This is a genomic window from Priestia sp. TGN 0903 (assembly GCF_050846855.1).
In the GTDB taxonomy this organism is placed as follows: Bacteria; Bacillota; Bacilli; order Bacillales; family Bacillaceae_H; genus Priestia; species Priestia zanthoxyli.
Window position 1 is genome coordinate 95,212 of the sequence record NZ_JBOZGL010000006.1, and the last position, 24,231, is coordinate 119,442.

Below are 24,231 nucleotides of genomic sequence, written 5' to 3' on the forward strand. Positions count from 1 at the left end.
TACTTTTTCAACATAATTGTTCTTTAGCTTATCCTTATTGTTTGTAAACATGAATGTTTTACGCATGAAGACCAATCGTTTGCTTTTCACCTAGAATCCAATTGACTACTGCTAAAAGTTCTTCAGGCGTTTGTGCTTCGATTTCTTTATGGTAAGCAGCAATCGCGTTATACAATGTGCTCATTTTATCAGCATCCTGCAGCACTGTCTGCAGCTGACTTTCTAACGATTGATCCGCCTTTAGTTCTTTAACTAAGTTTCGTTCTGTTAAATAGCGTAAATTCACTTCTTCTTGACCTGGTAAAGCGGAGTGAACAAAAATTGGTAAACTCTTACGAAGAGCTTCACTGACCGTGATACCACCTGGCTTTGTTACAATAGCATCCACTCGCTCATACAGTTCATTCATTTTTGTGCGTGATGAAATGTACGGAATTGGTGTAACGTGTTGTAGTTCCCACCCTTTGATTTCTTCATATAACTTTTGATTTTTGCCACATAAGACAAAGTAATGAAAATGGCGCGCGTCTTTTAAATCATTGTAAAAATCCATAATATTGCCTAGACCGCTGCTGCCTCCGGCAATTAAAATATTTCGGTTACCATGATGCTTAACAGTTCTTGTTTTTGTTATTTCTTCATGTACCGGTATCCCTGTGACCATCATATTTTGAAGTGGAATTTCACTTTGAGCACGAAGCCCTCTTTTTACTTCTTCACTAGGAAGAAAGTGAAAGTCAATCTCTTCTTTTCCCCATAAATTATTAATAAAGAAATCCGTGTAGACATTTATAATAGGAACATTGCACTTGCCTTTTGCTTTTAATTGGCTGAGCAAATAAGAAGGAAATCCATGTGTGCATATAATTAAATCCGGATTTTCTTCTTTAACTAAGTGCTCCATTTTTTTTGCGAATACGTGATGATACCATTTGAATGAATGAACAGGCGGTTCATAAAAGAGATGTTTGTATGCCATATTGTATGTTTCTGGAGCATAACGAATCCATTTCAAATATGTGCCTGTAACCACTTTTTCTAATAGTTCGTTTGTATAGCTTAATAAATCTATTTTTTTATAACAAATATTTGTTGTCCTTCTTTCCAATATATCCATTAACGCCTCTGCCACTTGATGATGGCCAGAAGGCATTTTTAGAAGAGGTAAAAATAAAACCTTTTTCAACTGTTTCATCTCCTATTCTAAAAGCAGTTTCTTCCTCTCCTTTTTATATCATTAAATGTCCTTGAATTTCGGATTTTAATTGATTTTTAATGTGAAATTCATCGTTTTTTTAGAGTGTCAATCTAAACTAAGAGTGAAAAGTACTGCATAAGGAGAAAACAAATGAACCTCAATTACGAAGTATTTCAATGGATTAACTCGTTTGCTGGTAAATCCAGCGCAATGGATTCTGTCATGGTTATCATTACGAATAGCGTTCCTTATTTTATAATGGCCTGTTTGCTTTTGCTTTGGTTTAGCGGAAAAACAGAAAGAACAATTTATCACCGTTATACGGCTTTATACATGTTGTTTACAATTGTACTTTCTCTATGTATCAATGAAGTCATTCACCTGGTGTATTACCACCCGCGTCCGTTTGTGACTCATCACGTTCATAAGCTGATTCCGCACCCGGCTAATTCATCTTTTGTGAGTGATCATTCGATTTTAGTCTTTTCTGCCGCTTGGATCATGTGGTTACGAAAAAACAAATGGAGAAGCGTCATTTTTATATGGGCTGTCATCTCGGGCCTTTCACGCATTTACGTAGGTGTCCACTATCCAGCAGATGTACTTGGAGGCATGGTAATTGCGGGAGCTATCAGCTGCTTTGTTATCTATCTTTCAGATAAAACAGCGCCTCTTATCCAGCGATTATTCTGGATTCACGATGTGATTATCAAGCGTATTCCGTTTCTGTCTCCTTACACGCATGAACAAATTAGTAAAAAAAATCATTCAGCTTAAAGACGCTGAGACAAAAATAGTATAGTTGAAGTGAAAAACGAACCACTAATCAAACCGTTTGATCAGTGGTTCGTTTTTTTGGTTACGATGAACGTAGATTTTATCTGTTTCGTTCCTTCTGGCAGTTGATTGGAGGGCAAAGCGAAGTCTTGCACGGAAATCAACTGCCGTGTCACAAGCGGTCCATACAGGCTCATTTATCCGATTTGTTCGTCTTTAGATTGCATTGATTTCGTTATATCTCAATCTCTTTTTATTATTTATAAAAAAAGATTGTTCACTTTCTTGACTTTCACTTTTATTTATTTTATATTAGTTGATGTATCAAACATTGATGTATCAAATATTAATCCATCAATAAATATCATAGAAAAAAGGGAGCGACTTTCTTGTCACATTCATGTTCTAAAAAAGCAAATGTTCTGTATGCTCTGCAAGAAGTTAATAAACAAATTAATCAAAAGTTTGAGCATTGTACCGGTGTTAGCCAATCACGTCTTGATATTTTACATCAGCTTTATGAAACAGGTGAAATGAGTCAAAAGGCGCTTCAACAGCAAGTAAACATTGATAATGCTGCAATTACAAGGCATTTAAAGCAGCTAGAAGAAAGAGATGTTGTATCACGCCGTAAAAATCCTGATGACAACCGCGTAACATTTGTAAAGCTTACGAAAAGCGGACATGAAAAAATCGGTGCATTTCGAAACGAAAAAGCTCGCTTTATTGATGAAGCATTTAAAGATTTCAGCGAAGAAGAACAGCTGCTGCTTTCCAAAATGCTTGAGCGTTTAAAAGTAAACATTTCGGCCATTGAACGGTCATAACATTTTTAACATAAAGGAGAGTTCATCATGACACAAACAAAAACACTAAACAATGATTTCCAAGATATTATTACAGGGCGCAGATCTATTCGTTATTACGATCCATCTGTCAAAATCAGCCGTGAAGAAATGAAAGAAATTTTAACAGAAGCGACGCTAGCTCCATCTTCTGTTAATGCACAGCCTTGGCGCTTTCTAGTAATTGATAGCCCTGAAGGAAAAGCAACACTAGCTCCGCTTGCTAAATTTAATCAATCACAAGTAGAAACATCGGCAGCTGTTATTGCGATATTCGGCGATTTAAAAAGCGAAGAAAATTTAGATGAAATTTACGATAAAGCTGTTGAACTAGGCTATATGCCACAAGAAATTAGAGATATGCAAATTCCAAAAATCAAAGCGCACTACGCAGCTGCTTCTGAAGAATTAAATAAAGAAACGGTATTAATTGACGGCGGTTTAGTATCTATGCAGTTAATGCTTGCTGCACGTGCTCACGGTTATGATACGAATGCTATTGGCGGTTATGAAAAAGATCAAATTGCCGAAGCATTCGGTTTAGACAAAGAACGCTATGCACCGGTTATGTTACTTTCAATCGGCAAAGCAGCAAATAGCGGTTACCCTTCTGTACGTTTACCAATTGAAAAAGTAGCTCAATTTAGATAATAAAAAAGGTGCTGTGTATTCAGCACCTTTTTTTATCCTCCACTAACGGGTGGAATAAATGCAACGGTATCTCCCGTTCCAATGATTTCTTCATCTGTTACAAACTCTTCGTTGACTGCTGTCATCGTTTGATTCAGAGAGGACAGCTTATATGTTTTTTGTACATATTCCTTTAATTCCTTCACTGTTATATCTTGCTTATCAACTGTTACTTGTTCCACTCCAGCCTCTTCACGTATAGCAGCGAAAAATAAGACGTTAATCATTTTTACATCTCCTTCAATGGCTTTCCTTCAGGATATTCTTTTGTTTCTAACTGATCCCCAATCCATTTTGTTCCATCTTCCCAAAATTCCTTTTTCCAAATTGGCACAATTTGCTTAATACGTTCAATAGCATACTCATTTGCTTCATAAGCTGTTTTGCGATGCGGAGAAGAAACCGCAATAACTACTGCGACTTCTGTTATATCAAGCTTTCCGATTCGATGAGTAATAGCTGTCAAAGCATCCGGCCACTTTTCCTGAATTTCGTCACCAATTTGGCTGAGCATTTTCACTGCCATTGGCACATAGGCTTGATATTCAAGAGAGAGCGTCTTTTTGCCTTTTGTAAATTCTCTTACCGTTCCAATAAATGTCGTAATAGCTCCCGCGTCTCTTCTAGAAACTTTTTTAATTATTTCATCTACCGCAATTGGCTGATTTACTACTTCAAATAAGTGCTGGTTCATCTTCTTTCCCCCACTTCTTTCAATAAAAAATTAAGATAAAGCTCGTCTTCTTGTAAGTGAAACATTGGATATGCTCGCTGCACTTCGTTTTTAAGCGGAATGTGACTAATCACGCATATGATATTGGTTAGAGAGGAAAGCAGAACAAGATCTTCTTCGCTTCGAATCAAGACTGCTTTTGGATAGGATTCTTTTTTATATCCTTCAACAAAAATGACATCTGGCGAGAAAAATTGATAAAAATCAATCAGCTTTTTTAGGCTCCAGTCTTTACTGTTTGCCGTAAGCTGAAGGATCCCACCTCCTTCTACACCTGCCACATCGGCACCTGCTTGCTGGTGGCGATGACTGTCTTTTAGCTCACTGCTGCTATCTGGAGGTCCGCCGTGTCCATGGTGCTTAATAGAACCTACACGTAGATCGAATTGTTTCGCTTTTTTAATTAGCCTTTCCACTAAAGTCGTTTTTCCGCTGTTTTGAAATCCAACTACTTGTAAAACGGTGCAACTTGCTACCAAGGCCATTCACTTCCCTGCACGTCATCTAGCAATAAGACGTCAACCAGCATTCCTTCTTTGTACCCTCTCGTCCCTCCGGGAAATATAATTAACGTATCCGCATGAGCTAAAGAAGAAACAGCACTAGATTTTGTAAAGCTTAATGGAGAAGCAATCAGCTGTCCTTCCCTGTATGAAAGCCTGCCAGATACAAATCGCATAAAAGGATTTGGCTTTAAGAAGTCTTTTCCTAACAAAGCTTTTTCTTTCCGGAGATGAGGGGTTCTTTTCCCCGCATATGTACTGATGACCGGACGAGCTAGCAGTTCAAAACCAACGTAGCAGGCCGTAGGGTTTCCCGATAGACCAAATAAAAGCTTGTCTTCCATACGTGCAACTGTTGTGACACTGCCTGGTCTCATCGCTATTTTATTAAAAAGAACTTCGGCCTGTAATTGCTTATACACCTCTGGTAGATAATCATAATCTCCTACTGAAACGCCCCCCGTTGTAATCAGTATGTCCACTTCTGATAGCGCAGATTTTACCGCGCTGTAGCACTGACTTAAATCATCGGGCATAATACCAAAATAGTTTACTTCTCCTCCAGCTTTTTCAATTTGGGCACGAAGCATATGAGCATTGCTATTACGAATTTTCCCTCGCTGAACAGGATCACGTACTTCCACTAGTTCACTTCCCGTTGCAAGTAATCCAACTACAGGCTTTTTGAAGACAGCTACGTTACTATAACCAAATGTGGCTAGAAGAGCAGCTACTCCCGGAGTGATATACGTTCCTTTTGAAACTAACATGGTGCCTTTTTTTGTTTCTTCTCCTTGAAACGAAATGTTATCTCCGCTGTTAAACGACCGCTTGATTTGAACGACGGGCTGGTTGTCTTTTGTATATTCTTTTGTTACTTCAAGCATTGCCACCGCATCGCAGCCTTTTGGAATAGGAGCTCCTGTCATAATACGCACAGCCTGCATCGCGTTGACTGTATGTTCAAAAACAGAACCCGCTCCTATCTCTCCTCGAACATCCAGTTCTACTGGATGAAGTGATGATGCTTTTTTCGTATCTTGTGACCGAATAGCAAAACCATCATATGGAGAACGATTAAAAGCAGGAACATCATGATCTGCCATTAAATCTTCTGCTAAAAATCTGCCGTGAGCTTCTTCAAGCGCAATGATTTCTTGCTTTCCGCTTTTGACATACTGCATCACTCGCCCAACGCATTCTCCGACAGGGATAGGAGTTCGCTTTTCTCTCATTTTTTCACTCCTTTACTCATCCTAATAAACGATAATATAAACTTCTCGCAAATTGAATATCATTCGTTCCATGAATAAATACACGGCCATCTTGAAAAATAACAAAGCGCTGCTCTGGAAGCTGACATGACAGAAGATATGGGTTGCGGTCTACTTTCCCTTGGTTTTTTAAACGCTTTTCCAATTCATCAAAGTTGTGTAAATGCTGCTGCGAGGGTCTGATCTGAACCGTCTCTCTGCCGCAAAGAACTTCTGTTTTAAGCTGATTTTCATACGCTAAGTACGGATATGTGCGTGCCGATCCGCAAGAAGAACATTCATAACTTTTCATTTTACCCGTCTTAAATTCAGCGTGCTGATTATTCCAGACGTCAAAAGTTAGAAATGTGTGTCGCAAAGCTTCAACGTCTCCCACTAAAATTTTTAATGCTTCGGTTATTTGATAGGCTGCCACAATTTGAACGGCTGGACTGATAATTCCTGCTGTCTCACACGTCGCTCCTCCCACAGGCACTTTTTTCAATATGCAGTGCAGACAAGGGGTTACGTTTGGGATAACGGTATAAGTGGTGCCATAACTCCCTACACATGAGCCGTAGATCCAAGGAACTTCATACTTATGTGACAAATCATTTAAAATAAAGCGAATGTCGAAATTGTCTGTCGCATCGATAATCAAATCAGCTGTTTGGACGATACTTTCTAAATTAGCAGGCTGAGCATCCATCACCAGCGCTTCGATTTTCACTTCTGTGTTTATTTGACGCAAACGATTTTTGGCTGCTACAGCTTTAGGCAGTTTGTTTTGCGCATCTTGTTCTGTATAAAGCTGCTGACGCTGCAGATTACTCCATTCTACATAATCACGATCTACAAGAGTCAATTTTCCAATTCCAGCACGCACGAGAGCTTCTGCACTAGCGCTGCCTAGAGCCCCTGCGCCTACAACTAAAACATGCTTACTTCTAATTTGCTGCTGCCCTTTGTTTCCAATGGGCTGGAAAAGCTGCTGACGTGAATAACGTTCTGTCACTCTTTTCTCTCCCTTTCTCGTTCAATCTATGACTTCACTATCTATTCCTTCGTCAAAGATATTTCTTTAAAAACATGCTATTATACACATAAAGCTAAGCTGCTTTACGGACGCTTATGTGCATAAATATACAACTATATTTTGATGGAGGTATTTAATAAATGTCCATTGCCGGCATTGTATTAGCAGGAGGAAAATCTTCTCGCTACGGTCAACCAAAAATGTTTGAAACCTATAACAAGAAATCATTTTACGAATATAGTATAGATGCATTAAAAGAAAATCACGTCACACCTATACTTGTGTCTACCAACCAAGATTTACTTCCTTATTTTCAAAGAAAAGATGTTTCATTTGCAGTTGAAAAATGCCCGTATCAAGGACCTTTGTATGCAATTCATCATGCTTTAACTGCAATTGATTGCCGTGCTGAATGGTTCTTTATTCTTTCGTGTGACATTCCTTTTGTTAATGCTGAGTTTGTTCATAATATGATTACCCTAACTCAGGCGAACTCAGCTGATATTGTTCTTCCTGTTCAGCCAAATCACATGCACCCGCTTCTAGCCCTCTATCACCGTAGAACGCTTCCTCTTATTGACCAACTCGTTACACAAGGTGAAAGAAGGCTCACAGGATTGTTGAATCAGGCAAACGTCCTTCGCGTGCCTTTTTCAGCAGAAGATCCTACTTTTATAAATGTAAATCATCGCAGTGATTGGCATTTATAAGGCTTTTTTTGAATTATCCACCAATATGAGACATTTCCACTTTCTCAGCGCCTTGGACCTGTCTTCCGTTAGCCCGCTCATCTGAGTAACGATCTTTCCGATGATTCCAGATATCAGAAATGGTGTCACAAACAGTATGATCAGATGCTTGTGATCGTATCAGTTTCCGGAGGTCGTACCCTTTTGACGCAAACAAGCAGGTATAGAGCTTTCCTTCAGCCGATACTCTTGCGCGTGAACAAGTCGAACAGAATGAATCTGTCACGGATGAAATGATACCAATTTCCTCTTCTGTCCCAACATACCGATACCTGGTAGCTACTTCTCCCGTGTAATGAGGCGGAATTTCTTCAAGAGGCATTTCTTGTCCAACTATATCAAGAATTTGTTTCTTTGTTATAACCTCATCCATTTTCCATCCGTTTGAATTTCCAACATCCATGTATTCAATAAAGCGCAGCGTATGTTTTTTGCCTTTAAAATATTGGGCCATCGGAAGGATATCCTGCTCGTTCTTGCCTTTTTGGACAACCATGTTTATTTTGACTGAAATCCCCGCAAGAGCTGCTGCCTCTATTCCTTCTAACACTCGTTTGACGCTTCCTCGATTTCCGTTCAGCTCTTGAAATCTCACTTCATCAAGCGAGTCTAAGCTGACGGTTACTCTTGATAATCCCGCTTTTGATAAGGCTTCTGCATGCTTCTTTAACAGTGAGCCATTTGTTGTTATGGCAATATCATCTATACCCTCAATTTGCTTCAGACGATTGATTAGATCTGGCAAGCCTTTTCTTAGCAGTGGCTCTCCTCCCGTTATACGCACTTTTTTTACTCCTAGCGATACGAATAATCTCGTGAGTCTCTCTAATTCATCAAACGAAAGAATATTTTCGGCAGGTAAAAATGGATAGTCTGCCCCAAAAATTTCTTCAGGCATACAATATCGACAGCGAAAGTTACAGCGATCTGTTACGGACAAACGCAAGTCTCGTAAAGGGCGCTTTAACGTATCAACTATAGTGTATGACATCTGCCTCATCTCTCCTCTCTAGCTGTCAGCTTCTCCACAGCAGATTAACTTTCTCTTAAAATTCTTTCCGGGCATGTATAAATATTCAACGAATCACTTCGGATAAACCCTACCGTTGTAATTCTCAATTCTTCTGCTAGATTTAAAGCAAGTTCAGTCGGAGCGGATTTTGAAAGAACCACTTCACACCCGATCTTCGCTACTTTCAACAAAATTTCTGAAGAAATACGGCCGCTGAAAACGACTACTTTATCCCTAATTGAAATATGGTGTTTTAAGCAATACCCATATAGTTTATCTAGAGCATTATGCCTGCCAATGTCCATTCTGCTAAGCATGAAACCATTTTTATCACAAATGGCAGCGTTATGAACGCCACCCGTTTCTTGAAACGTAGCAGCAGATTGCTGCAGCTTATTCATGAGTTGAAAACAATCCTTAATTGAAAGTTCTACCGATATATCATTCATTTTTTTAGCAGTCAGCGCATCATTTATAAAGACAAACCCTTGTCTGCTCGCCCCGCAGCAAGACGTGATATATCGTTTATTTTGAAGGTTTTGAAAATACGGGTTTAATTTATCTATTGTAACATGAACATACCCTTCTTTTTCTTGAACCCATATGTTTTTAATGTCTTTGTATTCTCGAATAACCCCTTCAGATGCTAAATAGCCAATTACCATATCTTCAATGTATTGAGGGCTACATACCATCGTGACAAACTCTTCTTCATTAATTTTCACAGTCACAGGAAACTCCGTTACAATTTTATCTTCCACGCTTTCCATTTCACCATTTTTAAATCTAAGAACTGTACGCTTCTTAACGGTCGAATTCATGTGATGTCTCCTTTTTTAAATAATGTTTTTATCAAAAACAAATACGGAAACCGCTATATTTTCTTTTATTTTCATATCTGAAAATAAATTAACCAGCTTTGCTCCTACCAATTCTTCTAGCCCTTCCGGCGGATTCGATGCATATACATCTTGAATCATTTTTGTTCGAGCTAAATGAACCATGTCACACCCTTCAGAAGTGCTTGCAATAAATGTTTCTGTCGGAGTTAAATTTCCATACAGTGTTGAGACAGCCATATTTTCAACAAAAACCGTATGTATTCTTTCCGGTCCTTTTCCAAATAAATCTTTTCGAAGCTTCCGAATAATATCATTAAATTCATGAATTGTTTTTGACATAATCAACGCTCTCCCACCGATTAAAATTAAATTGTGCATTTTATTCCTACAGTTTTTTTATCATAAATCAACACTTCAAAAAATAAAAGCCTAAAATCTTTGCAGCAAAACTTTTGAAGAGAGTTGGGTATTTAAAAAAGTTGTGCATTTAAAAACGTAGCGATATAATTATAAATAACCGAGATGGAATAATAATAATAATGAATTGTTATTACTCTATCACTTTTTCTTAACGATATAAATGGGCCGGATTGGCATATTAGTAAGACCTGCTAGTAAACTATTCCACCATGATTGCACTTCCCTTATTTAATTAGGCATGTGTATTCATGGTGGTTTTTTGTTTTATATAAAGGAGGAAAACAAATGAGTCGTGAAATCATCACTGTTCATATAAATGGCAACGAATACAAGGCAGCTTCAGGTGCTACCATACTCGAAATTATTAACCAGCAAAACATCGAGCATCCTCAGATTTGTTATGTGCCTGAAGTAGACCCTATTCAAACTTGTGACACATGTATTGTTGAAATGAATGGCGAGTTAGTTCGTTCTTGTTCTACAAAAGCTGAAAACGGCATGAAGATTGAATTACAATCAGCACCCGCAAAAGCGGCACAGACGGAAGCAATGGATCGCTTATTAGAAAATCATTTGCTATACTGCACCGTTTGCGATAATAACAACGGAAACTGTAAATTACATAATACAGCCGAAATGATGGAGATTGAACATCAAAAATACCCCTATACGCCAAAAGCCTCAGAGGATGAAGTCGATATGTCTCATCCGTTTTACCGTTATGACCCTAATCAATGCATTGCTTGTGGACAATGTGTAGAGGTTTGTCAAAATCTTCAAGTTAATGAAACGCTCTCTATCGACTGGGAAGCGAAACGTCCCCGCGTTCTCTGGGATGATGGTGTAGCAATCAATGAATCTTCTTGTGTGAGCTGCGGTCAATGTGTAACAGTATGCCCTTGTAATGCCTTAATGGAAAAATCTATGCTCGGAGAAGCTGGATTCATGACCGGACTTCCAAAAAGCGTTTTGAATCCAATGATTGATTTAGTTAAAGAAGTGGAACCAGGGTACAGCGGAATTTTTGCTGTTTCAGAGGTGGAAGCAGCTATGCGTGAAACTCGGACGAAAAAAACAAAAACCGTCTGTACATTTTGCGGAGTTGGATGTTCATTTGAAGTGTGGACAAAAGGCCGCGAAATCCTTAAAGTTCAACCTAGCTCAGATGCTCCCGCAAACGCTATTTCAACCTGTGTGAAAGGAAAATTCGGCTGGGATTTTGTAAACTCTGAAAAACGTATTACTAAGCCTTTAATCCGAAAAAATGGCGCATTTGTAGAGTCGTCATGGGAAGAAGCGCTCGATTTAGTAGCAAGCAGGTTAAACTCCATCAATCAGCAGTACGGACATGGATCCGTTGGTTTTATCTCTTCTTCTAAGATTACAAACGAAGAAAACTATGTTATTCAAAAGCTGGCTCGCCAAATGTTTGAAACAAATGACGTAGACAACTGTTCTCGCTACTGTCAGTCTCCTGCAACCGATGGATTATTTCGAACAGTCGGAATGGGAGGCGATGCCGGCACGATAAAAGACATCGCAAAAGCTGGACTGGTTATCATCGTTGGAGCTAACCCTGCCGAAGGTCACCCTGTATTAGCAACTCGTATCAAACGCGCGCATAAGCTTCATGACCAAAAACTAATCGTCGCAGATTTGCGCAAAAACGAAATGGCTGAACGCTCTGACATTTTTATCAGTCCAAAACAAGGTACGGACCAAGTATGGCTAATGGCTGTAACAAAATACATGATTGATCAAGGATGGCACAACGAAAAATTTATCCAAGAAAACGTCAACTATTTTGAAGACTTTAACTCTTTGCTTGAAAAGTACACGCTTGAATATGCTGAACAAATTACGGGCATTTCAGCAGCAACACTCATTCAAATAGCTGAAATGATTCGAGACGCCGATGGAACCTGTGTGCTGTGGGGTATGGGCGTGACGCAAAATACAGGAGGCTCTGATACATCAGCGGCTATCTCAAACCTGTTGCTTGCTACTGGAAACTATCGACGCCCTGGTGCAGGCGCTTATCCACTCCGAGGCCACAATAACGTGCAAGGCGCATGCGATATGGGAACTCTTCCCGCTTGGCTTCCAGGTTATCAGCACGTCACGGACTCAGTCGCTCGAGAAAAATTTGAAAAAGCATACGGCGTGAAAATTAAAGACAAGCCGGGTCTTGATAATATCCAAATGCTTCATTCAATTGATGAAGGAAAAATGAAAGCTATGTACCTTGTAGGAGAAGATATGGCTCTTGTCGATTCGAACGCTAATCACGTACACGAAATATTATCAAATCTAGATTTTTTTGTTGTCCAAGACATTTTCCTTTCAAGAACGGCTCAATATGCTGATGTTGTACTCCCTGCTGTTCCTTCTCTTGAAAAAGACGGAACGTTTACCAATACGGAGCGACGCGTACAAAGATTGTATCAAGCATTGCCAACGCTTGGTGATTCGAAGCCGGATTGGTGGATTGTTCAAGAGATTGCAAACCGCTTAGGTGCAAATTGGACGTATACACACCCTGGTGACATCTTTTCAGAAATGGCTAGTCTATCACCTCTGTTCAGCCAAGCCAGCTACGAAAACCTTGAAGGCTGGGATAGCTTCTTATGGGGGAGCTTAGAGGGGAAAAGCACGCCTTTACTTTACGTCGATGGGTTTAATTTCCCAGATAAAAAAGCGCGCTTTGCTTTATCAGATTGGGTTCTTCCTGCTGAATTTCCAGAGGAATATGATTTGCACATTAATAACGGACGAATGTTAGAACATTTTCATGAAGGGAATATGACCAATAAATCGAGCGGTATTCAATCAAAGGTACCGGAAGTATTTGTAGAAATTTCACCTCAGCTTGCCAAGGAGCGTGAAATTGAAGACGGTTCGCTTGTCAGATTAATCTCACCGTTTGGAGCAGTAAAAGTACAGGCATTAATTACAGAGCGAGTAAAAGCAAATGAGCTGTATCTTCCGATGCACTCCGTTCATAAAGATTCGGCTATTAACTTCTTGACGGGACCTGCAGTCGACCAACGAACAAATACGCCGGCTTACAAACAAACAAAAGTACGGATGGAAGTATTAAGCAAAGGTGGAAAAACGCCTTTACCGTCTACAAATCCGCGTAACAAAAAACGTCATCCTCAAAATGGGGTCGAGGTTCAGCGTAAATGGAATCGTCCTGGCTACGTCCATTTAACAAGTAAATAGGAGGAGAAAAGATGGCACAACCTATTACAGAAATTAAAAAGCCTCTTCTAAGCGAGGAAGAAAAAAAACAGCAAAAATTAGAAGACTTGACTTCTCTGCTGGCAGATAATGAAGAAGCGCTGAATCGTATTCTCGGTATTGTCGGAGAACTTAACGACATGGGTGTTCTTGAAGCTGCTGATTCAATGATTCAAGCAAAAGAAAAAATCTCAAAAATTGCGCTTCATCAAATTTCTAGAGAACCCGTAACCAATTTAATTAATACCCTTATGGGTGCAAGCAGCGGTTTGATGAAGGCAGACCCAGAGGTAACCGCTAAACTTGTGAACAGTGCAACAGCTGGTATGAACGAAGCAAATGAATATGTAAAAACAGGAAAAAAAGTAAGTGCGTTAGCTCTTATAAAAGCGCTAAATGATCCAGATGTTAATCGTGCAATTGGATTTGGACTTCACTTTTTAAAAGGAATGGGCAAAGCGTTGGAAGAGTAAATAAGGCAGCGACTTGAAAGTTTTTCCCTTTCAAGTCGCTGTTTTCTTTTTAGGAAGTCCTTTTCTAAGTGAACGTGATATAGTTATACTAAATTGCTCTACTAAAACTAATTGAGGTGACACGATGCAACAATACTTTAAACCCTTATTCGCACTATTATTTTTAATTATGTTTACTGCTGCTTGTTCGAACGGAACAAATACGAGTCAATCAGCGGCTCAGCACCAAAACGTCAGCTTAACGATATCCGCTGCAGCCAGCTTAAAAGATGCGCTTACCGATATTCAAAAGCAATATGAAACAAAGCATCCGAATGTCGACTTAAAATTTAATTTTGGAGCTTCAGGCTCGCTGCAACAGCAAATCGAAAACGGCGCACCGGCTGATTTGTTTTTTTCAGCAGCGGAAGATAAGTTTGATGCACTGGTAAAGTCAGGAGTTATTTCTAAAGAAAATGGAACTGACTTGGTTGGCAACGATCTTGTGCTTATCGTCCCAAAGAATAATTCGGCTGCCATCAAAAATTTTGAAGATCTATCAAAGCCTGCTGTTCAAAAAATTGCACTTGGCATACCGGAATCCGTTCCTGCCGGACAGTATGCAAAAGAGACTTTTGAACACATGAATCTGTGGAAAAACATTGAGCCTAAAACCGTCTATGCAAAAGACGTACGCCAGGTGCTTTCCTATGTGGAGACAGAAAACGTTGAAGCTGGAGTTGTTTATAAAACCGATGCGTTGATTTCAAAAAAAGTGAAGATTGTCGCCACTGCAGATCATAGCACTCACAAACCAATTGTATATCCTGTAGGCGTTATTAAGGATTCGAAACATCCACAAGAAGCAAAGGATTTTTATCAATTTTTACAAAGTAAGACGGCTCTTAACACGTTTAAAAAATACGGTTTCACTGCGAATTGAGATTGCTATGATTCAAGAGTTTTTATCTCCTCTTCAGCTATCGCTTAAAATTGCATTAGTAGCGGGATTTGTCGTGATTATTCTAGGCACTGTTATAGGAAAACTGTTATCCAGGAAACACTTTAAGGGAAAAGTGATGGTTGAAACGGTGTTGATGCTACCATTGGTCCTGCCTCCGTCCGTTGTTGGATTTTTATTGATTGTCATATTCGGAAAACACAGCCTACTCGGCCGAGCAATTGAATGGGTCTTTCAACAACCCGTTATTTTTACGTGGTGGGCAGCTGTTATTGCATCCGTTGTCGTTGCGTTTCCCCTTATGTATCAATCTGCCAAAACGGGCTTCCAAGGCGTTGATCATGAAATTGAAGACGCAGCTCGAGTAGATGGTGCAAGCGAATGGAAAGTCTTTTTCTTTATTTCCATTCCTTTAGCTTCTAAAGCTATCGTAACAGGAGGCGTGTTAAGTCTGGCAAGAGCACTCGGAGAATTTGGAGCCACTTTGATGTTTGCTGGCAATATTCCAGGTGAAACTCAAACTGTTCCTACCGCTATCTACGTCGCGATTGACTCTGGAAACATGAATCTCGCTTGGCTATGGGTTATCTCGATCGTCTTTCTTTCCTTTCTTATGCTGCTTTTTGTTCAGCTTAAACAAAAGTAAAAGGATGCCTCTTACACAAAGAGGCATCCTTTTACTTTTGTACCGCTTTTTCAATTTTACATACATCATAAATTAAAAAGGAGCTAATCAAATGTAGATCATACATTTGATTAGCTCCTGTTATAAGTAAGGTAAGCCACCAAAAATATGTATTTGGTGGAGACGGTGGGAGTCGAACCCACGTCCAGAAATATCGCCACTTAAGCGTCTACGAGTGTAGTTGGCATATTGATCATTCGCGAGCTGTTCTGCCTACCAACAGGCGTCCCAGTCGCTAGTCTGATTATTCTCTTCCTTCGTCCTCAGACGGCGAACTCCGGCGTAGCCCACTTAAAGTGAGTCCCTTACCCTACCACATGGGCGATGGAGGGAGGAACCGCTAAGCTACTATTATGCAGCTAAAGCGAAGTTATTGTTAGATTTGCCAGTTATTATTGGCGTTGATGTTTTAACGAGGCCATCTCCTCGACTCGCAACCTAAGCTCGAACTATCCCTGTCGAATCCGTAACGTCCCCATATAAAAGGGAGTCGGAACGTGTAAGAAAAATTCTTACATCAGATAGCGACTTCAGTGTGCAAAATGAAATCTAACTGATAACAATATTTATTATATCACAAAATGAGCATTTTGCAATTGTAAGATTTTGTAATTTTACATCTTTTGACGATCACGAAATGCTCGTTCGATATCACGCTTGGCTTCTTTGCGCTTTAAGTCTTCACGCTTATCATATTTCTTTTTACCCTTACCGAGCCCTAGTAAAACCTTTGCGTATCCATTTTTCAAATACACTTTTAACGGAACTAGTGAATAACCTGTTTCTTTTGAATAGCCAATTAGCTTGCTGATTTCGCGTTTATGCAGCAATAGCTTTCGTGTACGAAGTGGCTCATGATTGTATCGATTTCCTTGTTCGTAAGGACTAACGTGCATATTGTGTAAAAATACTTCTCCGTTTTGCACACGAGCAAAAGAGTCCTTTAAATTCACACGACCATTACGAATTGATTTAATTTCCGTTCCTTGTAGAACAATACCCGTCTCATATGTTTCTTCAATAAAAAAGTCGTGGCGGGCTTTTTTGTTTTGTGCAATTAATTTCCCTTCACCTTTTGGCATAAAACGTTCCTTCCCTTCAGCCGTACTTACGTATATGTATGATATTATGTATCATTTTACTGTATGGAAATCTAAACAACAACTAAAACGTTTAATAGAGCTGTTTTGAAGCAGAAGGTCTATCCTTCTGCTTCACTGCTGTCGATTATTTGCGCTTTTTCTTTTTGCGCTTAACGTTTGGAGCGCCTTCGAAGAATCTTTTTTTCTTTTTCTTCTTTGGTTTTTGAGTAGACCACTCTTCATTTTTGCTTCGGCTGCCCTCTCGACCTTTTCCTTTATCGTCTTTGCGTGACTTTTGTTTTGCCTTAATCACTTTAGGACGATCTTTAGATAAGCGTTTGCGGCCTTCTTTCATTCCCACAATAACAAAGTCCACTGAACGCTCGTCTTTATTCACATCGGCAACTTTCACTTCAATTTCGTCTCCAATTCGGAAGACGTTGCCCGTTCTTTCTCCAATCATCGCATAATGACGTTCGTCGTAACGATAATAGTCATCCGTTAAGTCACTAACATGAACTAACCCTTCAATCGTATTTTCCAGCTCCACGAACATCCCAAAGTTTGTAACAGAGCTAATAATACCATTGAATACTTCCCCAACTTTATCAGCCATAAACTCAGCTTTTTTCATATCGTCCGTTTCTCGCTCAGCGTCAACTGAACGACGTTCCATATTAGAAGAATGCTCAGCAACATCAGGCAGAAGCTCGCGCCATTTTTCTTGCGTTTGCTGATCTGTTTTTCCTTCAATTAAATACGTACGAATGAGACGATGAACGATTAAATCCGGATAACGACGGATTGGAGACGTAAAATGCGTATAGAATTCAGCTGATAAACCAAAGTGGCCTAAACTTTCTGCTTCATATTTCGCTTGTTTCATCGAACGAAGCATAACAGTTGAAATAACCATCTCTTCAGGCGTACCCTTTACTTCTTCTAAAATATCTTGCAGCGCACGCGGATGAATATCGTTGCCTGTCCCTTTCACTGTATAACCAAAGTTTGTAATAAACTCTAAGAAACGAGTAAGCTTCTCTGCATCTGGATCTTCATGAATACGATAAATAAACGGTACGTTCATCCAGTGAAAATGTTCTGCTACTGTTTCATTCGCCGCCAGCATAAATTCTTCGATTAGCTTTTCAGCAACTGAACGTTCACGCAAAATAACATCGTGAGGATGTCCATCATCATCTACCAATACTTTTGCTTCTTTGAAATCAAAATCAATGGCACCGCGATCCATTCTCTTTTTACGAAGAATAGCTGCCAGCTTTTCCATACGCTCAAACATCGGAACGATTGGCTCGTAGCGTTCTAACACTTCTTCATCTTTATCCACTAAGATTTTGTTCACATCTGAATACGTCATTCGTTCTGTCGTTTTGATGACACTTTCAAAAATCTCATGTTTTACTACTTCACCTTGTGGATTAATTTCCATCTCACAAGAAAGTGTAAAACGGTTAACTTTTGGATTTAATGAGCAGATTCCGTTAGATAAACGGTGAGGAATCATCGGAATAACTCGGTCTACTAAATAGACGCTTGTTCCGCGCTCTGCTGCTTCTACATCAATCGGAGAACCTTCTTTAACGTAGTGACTTACATCTGCAATATGAACACCTAATTTGTAGTTTCCGTTTTCAAGCTCTGTAACCGTTACAGCGTCATCCAAATCTTTTGCATCTGCTCCGTCAATGGTTACAATAACTTGATCCCGAAGATCGCGACGGTTACCGATATCTTTTTCATCAATCGTCTCAGGTGTATCAATTGCTTGCGTTAAAGCGTCAGCAGGAAATTCTTGAGGAAGACCGTGCTTATGGATAACAGAAATGATATCGATCCCCGGATCGTTTTTATGTCCAAGAATTTGAACAACTTTTCCTTCTGCATTCATGCGGCCTTCCGGATAGGTTGTGAGCTCTACTACTACTTTATGGCCTTCAACTGCACCGTTTCTTGCTGCTTTGGGAATAAAGATATCACCTGCAATTTTTTTGTCATCCGCAATCACAAAGCCGAAATTCTTGCTTTGCGTATACGTACCTACAATTTGCTGGGTACCTCGTTCTAAGATTTTTACAATGGTTCCTTCACGACGAGCACCTGATGATTCTGATAACACTCTTGCAAGCACAATATCTCCGTGCATAGCATTGTTTGTTTCAGTAGGGGGAATAAATACATCACCCGCATCTTTTTCTTCAGGAACTACGAACGCAAACCCTTTTGCATGTCCGCTTACTTTCCCTTTGACAAAATTCATTTGTTCCGGCAGCCCGTAGCGGTCATTTCTTGCTCGGATAATTAAACCCTTCTCTTCCATAATAACAAGTGCCTTAACAAACTCTTTGAATGACTCTGCATCCTCCGTATTAAATTCTTTTGCAAGCTCTTGGACAGTCAAAGGTTTGTAATTATCCCTTTTCATAAAATCCAATATTTCATTCATATAGGGCTGATTTTCTTCTTTCACATCATGTCCCTCCTTTTTCCTTATTCGTATTATCTCTATTACCAATCAAGTGATTCCAAAAATGCATATACATCCTCGTGAAGCTGATCTCGCTCTTTATCAAAGGTAATGGTATGACCAGATTCTTCGTACCACTTTATATCTTTTGTAGGAGACTCGACGCTATTATAAATAATATTGGCGCTGTCTGTATTAATCATATGATCATGACGACCTTGTACAACAAATGTCGGTGCATAAATCATATCAACTGAATTTCGCACTTCAGCGATTAATTCCTGTAAAGACTTTAACGTGTTCATTGGTGTTTGTTTGAACTCTTCCATTTCTTGTTCAATCTGTTCAGACGATTTACCTTCACGCTTTTTATATTCGCGTGCATACGCTAAAACACCTTCATACATGACTTCTTCACTCTTTATATACATAGGCGCGCACATAGGCACAATACCCTTTATAGGTACAGTGTAACCTAATTTCAGTGAAAATACGCCACCTAGTGAAAGACCTACAGCGGCAATACTTTCATGGCCTTTACTTTTCAAAAACTCATAGCCTTCCATGACATCTTTCCACCAATCTTTTGGACCAGTATGAACAAGCTCTTCAGGCGCTACACCGTGTCCTTTATAGTGAGGTGCGTGGCATGTGTATCCTTTTTTCTCTAAAAAACGACCTAACATACGAACATCAGCAGAATTTCCGGTAAAACCGTGAAGTAATAAAACAGCCTTTTCGCCGCCTTCAAATGTAAATGGCTTTGGTTGTGCAATTTTCATATATCATTTAACTCCTTTTAGTTATAATATCTGCAGTCATAATAGAAAAAAACATGTATTTATGTGACGGTCATCACATAACAAGAGATGTGTCCGTCAACTTTTACGCTTTTATACTATATTTAGTACTTTTTTCTAAAGCTATATTATATCATTACTTAAAAATGAAATTAAAGTATTCAACACGCCCATTAAAAAAGCCACCTAATACATAAGTTGGTATACACCAAGTACGTATGCATTAGGTGGCAGTCTATCCAGTAACATATTAAAGTTTGAAATAAGATACAGCAAGTGTTAACGCAAAGAATAAGATAGATAACACTACTGTCAAACGGTGTAAAACTAAGTCAATTCCACGTGCTTTTTGTTTTCCAAATAACGTTTCAGCTCCACCGGAAATAGCTCCAGATAATCCAGTAGTTTTGCTTGATTGTAAAACGACCACAACAATCAATGCAATTGAAACAATCACTAGCAAAGTAATCAGCAATGTATGCACTAAGACACACCTCCTACACCAAGTAATAGTCAATCAGCGGGGTTTCTTCATCCCTTCTGATTGGCATTACCGGGGATAAAGTACGCGCACTACGCTAAGGTTAATTTATCATAAAAAACCCTCTCATACAAGTAATGACAGCGAAATACACCGGATTTTAACATAAAAAAACGGATGACAATCGTCATCCGTTTTTTATGATTTCAACTTATTTTTTTAAGTTGTAGAAAGATTTAGCGCCATCGTATACAGCTAGAACACCTAGCTCGTCTTCGATGCGTAGTAATTGGTTGTATTTCGCAATACGGTCTGTACGGCTCATAGAACCAGTTTTGATTTGACCAGCATTTGTTGCAACAGCGATATCAGCGATTGTTGCATCTTCAGTTTCACCAGAACGGTGAGAAACTACTGCTGTGTAACCAGCACGTTTAGCCATTTCAATAGCTTCGAACGTTTCAGTTAATGTACCGATTTGGTTAACTTTGATAAGGATAGAGTTACCTACGCCTTGTTCGATACCTTGAGAAAGTTTTTTCGTGTTTGTTACGAATAAATCGTCACCAACAAGCTGTACTTTGCCGCCAATGCGCTCAGTTAATAGCTTGTGACCATCCCAGTCATTTTCGTCTAAACCGTCTTCGATTGAAACGATTGGGAATTCGTTAACTAACTGCTCGTAGAAATCTACCATTTCAGCAGAAGTTACGCCTGTACGACCTTCGCCTGCTAAGTCATATTTACCAGTTTCTTTGTTGAAGAATTCAGAAGAAGCAACGTCCATACCTAATTGGATGTCTTGACCAGCTTTGTAGCCAGCTTTTTCGATTGCTTCAACAATTACTTCTAATGCTTCACGGTTAGAACCAAGGTTTGGAGCGAATCCACCTTCGTCACCTACAGCTGTGTTTAAGCCTTTTGCAGATAAAACAGATTTTAACGCGTGGAATACTTCAGCACCCATACGGATTGCTTCTTTGAATGTAGGAGCTCCTACAGGTAAAATCATGAACTCTTGGAAGTCAACGTTGTTATCAGCATGAGAACCACCGTTGATGATGTTCATCATTGGAGTTGGTAATTGCTTCGCGTTGAATCCACCAAGGTAACGATATAATGGAAGACCTACGAAATCAGCTGCTGCGTGAGCTACTGCCATAGATACACCAAGGATAGCGTTAGCACCTAATTTACCTTTGTTTTCCGTACCATCTAGCTCAATCATAAGGCGGTCGATACCGATTTGATCAGTTGCGTCCATACCTACTAATTCAGGAGCGATAATTTCGTTTACGTTTTCTACTGCTTTTAATACACCTTTACCTAGGTAGCGAGATTTGTCACCATCGCGTAATTCTACTGCTTCGTGTTCACCAGTAGAAGCACCACTTGGTACGATTGCGCGTCCGAAAGCGCCTGATTCAGTATATACTTCTACTTCAACTGTTGGGTTACCGCGAGAATCTAATACTTCGCGTGCATAAATGTCAAGAATTGTTGGCATTTTAAAACTCTCCTTTATAATTAATTATTTAATTAATGTTTTACCTGTCATTTCTTTTGGCTGTGCTACATCTAGAAGAGTAAGCATTGTAGGAGCTAGATCCCCTAGAATACCGTCTTCACGAAGCTCTAAGCCTTGTTTTGTTACAATTACCGGAACAGGATTCGTTGTATGAGCCGTCATTGGATTACCTTCAAGTGTAATCACTTCATCAGCATTACCATGGTCTGCTGTGATAATTGCTGTACCGCCTTTAGCTAAAATTGCATCTACAATTTTGCCTAAGCACTCATCTACTGTTTCAATCGCTTTTACCGTTGGTTCTAACATACCTGAATGACCTACCATATCAGGGTTTGCAAAGTTTAATAAAATAGCGTCCTGCTTGTCGCCCTCGATTTCTGCAAGCAACGCGTCCGTCACTTCATAAGCACTCATCTCAGGTTTCAAGTCATATGTTGCTACTTTTGGTGAATCGATTAAGATACGTGTTTCACCAGGAAACTCTGCTTCACGTCCACCGCTCATAAAGAACGTTACGTGAGGATATTTTTCCGTTTCAGCAATACGAAGCTGCTTTAAGTTATTTTGAGATAATACTTCACCAAGCGTATTATCTAAGTTAATTGGCTTAAAGGCTACATATCCGTCAACTGTTTCGCTGAAGTGAGTTAGACATACAAAATGTAAGTTTTTCGGATGTTTCTCACCGCGATCAAATGAGCGGAAATCTTCGTTTGCGAACGTATTTGAAATTTGAATTGCGCGATCGGGACGGAAGTTGTAGAAAATGACTGCATCTTCGTCTTGAATTGTCGCAACTGGCGATCCGTCTTCCTTTGTAATAACAGAAGGTAAAACGAATTCGTCATAGATTCCATTTTCATATGAATCTTTTACGCACTCTTCAGCGCTTGTATATGATGGACCTTCACCGTACACCATTGCGCGGTATGATTTCTCTACGCGCTCCCAGCGTTTGTCGCGGTCCATTGAGTAGTAACGTCCTGAAAGTGTTGCAATTTCACCAACGCCGTACTCTTCAATTTTTTCATTAAGTTCTTTTAAATACGTTTCAGCAGATTGAGGTGCTACGTCACGACCATCTAAGAAGCCATGAATGTAGACTTTTTCTAAGCCTTCACTCTTAGCTAGACGCAATAATGCATAAAGATGTTCGATATGACTGTGTACACCGCCATCAGATAAAAGTCCGAAAAGATGAAGGTTTGTACCCTTTTCTTTTGCGTGCTTTACAGCTGCTACAAGCGTTTCGTTTTGTTCAAACTCGCCTTCACGAATTGCTACGTTTACACGAGTTAAGCTTTGGTACACAATTCGGCCTGCACCGATGTTTAAGTGACCTACTTCAGAGTTACCCATTTGGCCTTCCGGTAAGCCTACAGCTTCTCCAGACGCCTGAAGTGTAGCATGAGGATACTCGTTCCAGAAACGGTCGAAGTTTGGTTTTTTTGCATGTGTTACCGCATTACCTTTATCTTCATCGCGTAATGCAAAACCATCTAAGATGATTAATGCTACTGGCTTTTTACTCATTACTTACCAGCCTCCAAAAGCTGTAAGAAAGAATCTGCTTCTAAGCTTGCTCCACCTACTAAAGCTCCGTCAATGTCTGATTGAGACATATATTCTTTAATATTAGCAGGTTTTACGCTACCGCCGTATTGAATACGTACAGCATCTGCAACATCTTGAGAGAATTGCTCTGCAACAACGCTACGGATGTATGCACAAACTTCGTTTGCACCTTCAGCAGTTGAAGATTTACCTGTACCGATTGCCCAGATTGGCTCATATGCGATAACCGTTTGTTTTACTTGCTCATCAGTTAGACCAGCTAATGCTTTTTGTACTTGATTAGCTACAACTGTTTTTGTTTGGTCTTGTTCATACTCTTCGTTTGTTTCACCGCAGCAAACGATTGGTGTTAAACCGTGTTTGAATGCAGCAATTGTTTTTTGGTTTACTGTTTCGTCCGTTTCAGCAAACATTTCACGACGTTCAGAGTGTCCTAAAATTACGTAGTTCACACCTAGGTCTGCTAATGCAACAGGGCTCACTTCTCCAGTGAACGCACCGTTTTCTTCGAAGTGCATGTTTTGTGCACCAATTTTTAAGTCTGTGCCTTTAGTCGCTTCTACTAAACGATCTAAAAATAGTGCAGGTGCACATACTACTGAATCTACGCTTTCAGGAGATGGTACTGCTCCTTTTACTTCTTCAACAAAGCTAGTTGCTTCAGAAAGTACTTTATTCATTTTCCAGTTTCCTGCAATAATTGGTTTACGCATGTGTAACACCGTCCTTTGTTTATTGTGGGTTTTCACTTCACGCGTTAGATGTCCAAGAGGGTGCTGTTAAAAGTGATTCGGTCCCTTTTATCTCTTGGTCATCCTTCTTCGCTGCTTGATAATTATTTATATTATCAGTCGTCAGGTCGGTCCTCCGTCTTACTG

The 24,231-nt window shown here is 39.6% G+C and carries 24 protein-coding genes and 1 other RNA gene; 8 read left to right on the top strand and 17 right to left on the bottom strand.

What is annotated here, in order from left to right:
* Nucleotides 1–58: 58 nt before the first annotated feature.
* A complete protein-coding gene (locus tag ACRPLY_RS19940) occupies nucleotides 59–1,186 on the bottom strand; it encodes an MGDG synthase family glycosyltransferase (protein WP_098627033.1) in 1,128 nt (375 codons plus the stop codon).
* 162 nt (nucleotides 1,187–1,348) lie between these two features.
* Between ACRPLY_RS19940 and ACRPLY_RS19945 the strand changes: the two genes are divergently transcribed.
* From ACRPLY_RS19945 to ACRPLY_RS19955, 3 genes are all read left to right on the top strand, one after another.
* Nucleotides 1,349–1,975 (top strand): undecaprenyl-diphosphatase, encoded by a 627-nt coding sequence (locus ACRPLY_RS19945; protein ID WP_098627034.1) that lies wholly within the window; start codon nucleotides 1,349–1,351, stop codon nucleotides 1,973–1,975.
* A gap of 389 nt (nucleotides 1,976–2,364) precedes the next feature.
* The gene (locus tag ACRPLY_RS19950) at nucleotides 2,365–2,802 is read left to right on the top strand and encodes a MarR family winged helix-turn-helix transcriptional regulator (protein WP_016765850.1); all 438 of its coding nucleotides are present in this window, start codon (nucleotides 2,365–2,367) and stop codon (nucleotides 2,800–2,802) included.
* A gap of 27 nt (nucleotides 2,803–2,829) precedes the next feature.
* Complete coding sequence (locus tag ACRPLY_RS19955; RefSeq protein WP_013059680.1) at nucleotides 2,830–3,471, top strand: nitroreductase family protein; 642 nt, start codon at nucleotides 2,830–2,832, stop codon at nucleotides 3,469–3,471.
* A 32-nt stretch (nucleotides 3,472–3,503) separates the two neighbouring features.
* Here ACRPLY_RS19955 and moaD read toward each other — a convergent pair whose 3' ends face one another.
* The 5 genes from moaD to ACRPLY_RS19980 are packed head-to-tail and all read right to left on the bottom strand — an operon-like array spanning nucleotide 3,504 to nucleotide 7,014.
* On the bottom strand, nucleotides 3,504–3,737 hold the full coding sequence (moaD, locus tag ACRPLY_RS19960) for a molybdopterin converting factor subunit 1 (protein WP_028412068.1): 234 nt from the start codon (nucleotides 3,735–3,737) through the stop codon (nucleotides 3,504–3,506).
* A 2-nt stretch (nucleotides 3,738–3,739) separates the two neighbouring features.
* Nucleotides 3,740–4,204 carry a molybdenum cofactor biosynthesis protein MoaE gene (locus ACRPLY_RS19965; RefSeq protein WP_025752620.1) on the bottom strand — a complete coding sequence of 155 codons (465 nt, stop codon included), beginning with the start codon at nucleotides 4,202–4,204 and terminating at the stop codon, nucleotides 3,740–3,742.
* The gene (mobB, locus tag ACRPLY_RS19970; protein ID WP_165635044.1) at nucleotides 4,201–4,728 is read right to left on the bottom strand and encodes a molybdopterin-guanine dinucleotide biosynthesis protein B; all 528 of its coding nucleotides are present in this window, start codon (nucleotides 4,726–4,728) and stop codon (nucleotides 4,201–4,203) included. The genes ACRPLY_RS19965 and mobB overlap by 4 nt, the downstream gene beginning before the upstream one ends.
* Nucleotides 4,716–5,981, bottom strand: a complete 1,266-nt coding sequence (locus tag ACRPLY_RS19975; protein WP_165635045.1) for a molybdopterin molybdotransferase MoeA — start codon at nucleotides 5,979–5,981, stop codon at nucleotides 4,716–4,718. The genes mobB and ACRPLY_RS19975 overlap by 13 nt, the downstream gene beginning before the upstream one ends.
* Before the next feature lie 16 nt (nucleotides 5,982–5,997).
* Complete coding sequence (locus tag ACRPLY_RS19980) at nucleotides 5,998–7,014, bottom strand: molybdopterin-synthase adenylyltransferase MoeB (protein ID WP_028412065.1); 1,017 nt, start codon at nucleotides 7,012–7,014, stop codon at nucleotides 5,998–6,000.
* 161 nt (nucleotides 7,015–7,175) lie between these two features.
* On the opposite strand from ACRPLY_RS19980, the gene mobA reads away from it, so the two are divergent.
* Entirely contained in the window at nucleotides 7,176–7,745 is a 570-nt protein-coding gene (gene mobA, locus ACRPLY_RS19985; RefSeq protein WP_028412064.1) for a molybdenum cofactor guanylyltransferase, read from the top strand.
* 13 nt (nucleotides 7,746–7,758) lie between these two features.
* Here mobA and moaA read toward each other — a convergent pair whose 3' ends face one another.
* From moaA to ACRPLY_RS20000, 3 genes are read right to left on the bottom strand one after another with little or no spacing between them, the layout of a single operon-like run.
* Entirely contained in the window at nucleotides 7,759–8,775 is a 1,017-nt protein-coding gene (gene moaA, locus ACRPLY_RS19990; RefSeq protein ID WP_165635046.1) for a GTP 3',8-cyclase MoaA, read from the bottom strand.
* Nucleotides 8,776–8,819: 44 nt separating this feature from the next.
* Nucleotides 8,820–9,617, bottom strand: a complete 798-nt coding sequence (fdhD, locus tag ACRPLY_RS19995; RefSeq protein ID WP_033580428.1) for a formate dehydrogenase accessory sulfurtransferase FdhD — start codon at nucleotides 9,615–9,617, stop codon at nucleotides 8,820–8,822.
* 15 nt (nucleotides 9,618–9,632) lie between these two features.
* Nucleotides 9,633–9,977, bottom strand: a complete 345-nt coding sequence (locus ACRPLY_RS20000; protein WP_013059689.1) for a DUF2294 domain-containing protein — start codon at nucleotides 9,975–9,977, stop codon at nucleotides 9,633–9,635.
* Between the two features lie 366 nt (nucleotides 9,978–10,343).
* Here ACRPLY_RS20000 and fdhF point away from each other — a divergent pair, with 366 nt between their 5' ends.
* From fdhF to modB, 4 genes are all read left to right on the top strand, one after another.
* On the top strand, nucleotides 10,344–13,283 hold the full coding sequence (gene fdhF, locus ACRPLY_RS20005; protein WP_432232095.1) for a formate dehydrogenase subunit alpha: 2,940 nt from the start codon (nucleotides 10,344–10,346) through the stop codon (nucleotides 13,281–13,283).
* Between the two features lie 11 nt (nucleotides 13,284–13,294).
* Nucleotides 13,295–13,774: a DUF1641 domain-containing protein gene (locus tag ACRPLY_RS20010; RefSeq protein WP_033580426.1), complete on the top strand. Its 480-nt coding sequence runs from the start codon at nucleotides 13,295–13,297 to the stop codon at nucleotides 13,772–13,774.
* Nucleotides 13,775–13,898: 124 nt separating this feature from the next.
* On the top strand, nucleotides 13,899–14,696 hold the full coding sequence (modA, locus tag ACRPLY_RS20015) for a molybdate ABC transporter substrate-binding protein (protein ID WP_099000230.1): 798 nt from the start codon (nucleotides 13,899–13,901) through the stop codon (nucleotides 14,694–14,696).
* Between the two features lie 7 nt (nucleotides 14,697–14,703).
* Nucleotides 14,704–15,360, top strand: coding sequence for a molybdate ABC transporter permease subunit (modB, locus tag ACRPLY_RS20020; protein ID WP_034264255.1), 657 nt, complete (start codon nucleotides 14,704–14,706; stop codon nucleotides 15,358–15,360).
* A gap of 154 nt (nucleotides 15,361–15,514) precedes the next feature.
* On the opposite strand, the gene ssrA is transcribed toward modB, so the two are convergent.
* From ssrA to tpiA, 8 genes are all read right to left on the bottom strand, one after another.
* Nucleotides 15,515–15,876: a transfer-messenger RNA gene (gene ssrA, locus ACRPLY_RS20025) on the bottom strand.
* A gap of 137 nt (nucleotides 15,877–16,013) precedes the next feature.
* Nucleotides 16,014–16,481, bottom strand: a complete 468-nt coding sequence (smpB, locus tag ACRPLY_RS20030; protein ID WP_013059694.1) for an SsrA-binding protein SmpB — start codon at nucleotides 16,479–16,481, stop codon at nucleotides 16,014–16,016.
* Between the two features lie 145 nt (nucleotides 16,482–16,626).
* Entirely contained in the window at nucleotides 16,627–18,969 is a 2,343-nt protein-coding gene (rnr, locus tag ACRPLY_RS20035; protein WP_028412057.1) for a ribonuclease R, read from the bottom strand.
* Between the two features lie 38 nt (nucleotides 18,970–19,007).
* Complete coding sequence (locus tag ACRPLY_RS20040) at nucleotides 19,008–19,748, bottom strand: alpha/beta hydrolase (RefSeq protein ID WP_028412056.1); 741 nt, start codon at nucleotides 19,746–19,748, stop codon at nucleotides 19,008–19,010.
* A 268-nt stretch (nucleotides 19,749–20,016) separates the two neighbouring features.
* On the bottom strand, nucleotides 20,017–20,250 hold the full coding sequence (gene secG / locus ACRPLY_RS20045; RefSeq protein ID WP_014457843.1) for a preprotein translocase subunit SecG: 234 nt from the start codon (nucleotides 20,248–20,250) through the stop codon (nucleotides 20,017–20,019).
* Between the two features lie 208 nt (nucleotides 20,251–20,458).
* Complete coding sequence (eno, locus tag ACRPLY_RS20050; protein WP_028412055.1) at nucleotides 20,459–21,754, bottom strand: phosphopyruvate hydratase; 1,296 nt, start codon at nucleotides 21,752–21,754, stop codon at nucleotides 20,459–20,461.
* A 24-nt stretch (nucleotides 21,755–21,778) separates the two neighbouring features.
* Nucleotides 21,779–23,311 (bottom strand): 2,3-bisphosphoglycerate-independent phosphoglycerate mutase, encoded by a 1,533-nt coding sequence (gene gpmI / locus ACRPLY_RS20055; protein WP_028412054.1) that lies wholly within the window; start codon nucleotides 23,309–23,311, stop codon nucleotides 21,779–21,781.
* Complete coding sequence (gene tpiA / locus ACRPLY_RS20060; RefSeq protein ID WP_013085385.1) at nucleotides 23,311–24,066, bottom strand: triose-phosphate isomerase; 756 nt, start codon at nucleotides 24,064–24,066, stop codon at nucleotides 23,311–23,313. Before tpiA ends, gpmI begins: the two co-directional genes overlap by 1 nt.
* Nucleotides 24,067–24,231: the final 165 nt, after the last annotated feature.

Bases quoted from the DNA above. Each gene is read 5' to 3' on its own strand.
- ACRPLY_RS19955 (WP_013059680.1), top strand. From the start codon at position 2,830: ATGACACAAACAAAAACACTAAACAATGATTTCCAAGATATTATTACA.
- modB (WP_034264255.1), top strand. From the start codon at position 14,704: ATGATTCAAGAGTTTTTATCTCCTCTTCAGCTATCGCTTAAAATTGCA.
- eno (WP_028412055.1), bottom strand. From the start codon at position 21,754: ATGCCAACAATTCTTGACATTTATGCACGCGAAGTATTAGATTCTCGC.
- fdhD (WP_033580428.1), bottom strand. From the start codon at position 9,617: ATGAATTCGACCGTTAAGAAGCGTACAGTTCTTAGATTTAAAAATGGT.
- fdhF (WP_432232095.1), top strand. From the start codon at position 10,344: ATGAGTCGTGAAATCATCACTGTTCATATAAATGGCAACGAATACAAG.
- tpiA (WP_013085385.1), bottom strand. From the start codon at position 24,066: ATGCGTAAACCAATTATTGCAGGAAACTGGAAAATGAATAAAGTACTT.
- mobB (WP_165635044.1), bottom strand. From the start codon at position 4,728: ATGGCCTTGGTAGCAAGTTGCACCGTTTTACAAGTAGTTGGATTTCAA.
- ACRPLY_RS19945 (WP_098627034.1), top strand. From the start codon at position 1,349: ATGAACCTCAATTACGAAGTATTTCAATGGATTAACTCGTTTGCTGGT.
- moaD (WP_028412068.1), bottom strand. From the start codon at position 3,737: ATGATTAACGTCTTATTTTTCGCTGCTATACGTGAAGAGGCTGGAGTG.
- modA (WP_099000230.1), top strand. From the start codon at position 13,899: ATGCAACAATACTTTAAACCCTTATTCGCACTATTATTTTTAATTATG.
- mobA (WP_028412064.1), top strand. From the start codon at position 7,176: ATGTCCATTGCCGGCATTGTATTAGCAGGAGGAAAATCTTCTCGCTAC.
- ACRPLY_RS20000 (WP_013059689.1), bottom strand. From the start codon at position 9,977: ATGTCAAAAACAATTCATGAATTTAATGATATTATTCGGAAGCTTCGA.
- ACRPLY_RS20010 (WP_033580426.1), top strand. From the start codon at position 13,295: ATGGCACAACCTATTACAGAAATTAAAAAGCCTCTTCTAAGCGAGGAA.
- ACRPLY_RS19965 (WP_025752620.1), bottom strand. From the start codon at position 4,204: ATGAACCAGCACTTATTTGAAGTAGTAAATCAGCCAATTGCGGTAGAT.
- smpB (WP_013059694.1), bottom strand. From the start codon at position 16,481: ATGCCAAAAGGTGAAGGGAAATTAATTGCACAAAACAAAAAAGCCCGC.
- moaA (WP_165635046.1), bottom strand. From the start codon at position 8,775: ATGTCATACACTATAGTTGATACGTTAAAGCGCCCTTTACGAGACTTG.
- gpmI (WP_028412054.1), bottom strand. From the start codon at position 23,311: ATGAGTAAAAAGCCAGTAGCATTAATCATCTTAGATGGTTTTGCATTA.
- ACRPLY_RS20040 (WP_028412056.1), bottom strand. From the start codon at position 19,748: ATGAAAATTGCACAACCAAAGCCATTTACATTTGAAGGCGGCGAAAAG.
- ACRPLY_RS19975 (WP_165635045.1), bottom strand. From the start codon at position 5,981: ATGAGAGAAAAGCGAACTCCTATCCCTGTCGGAGAATGCGTTGGGCGA.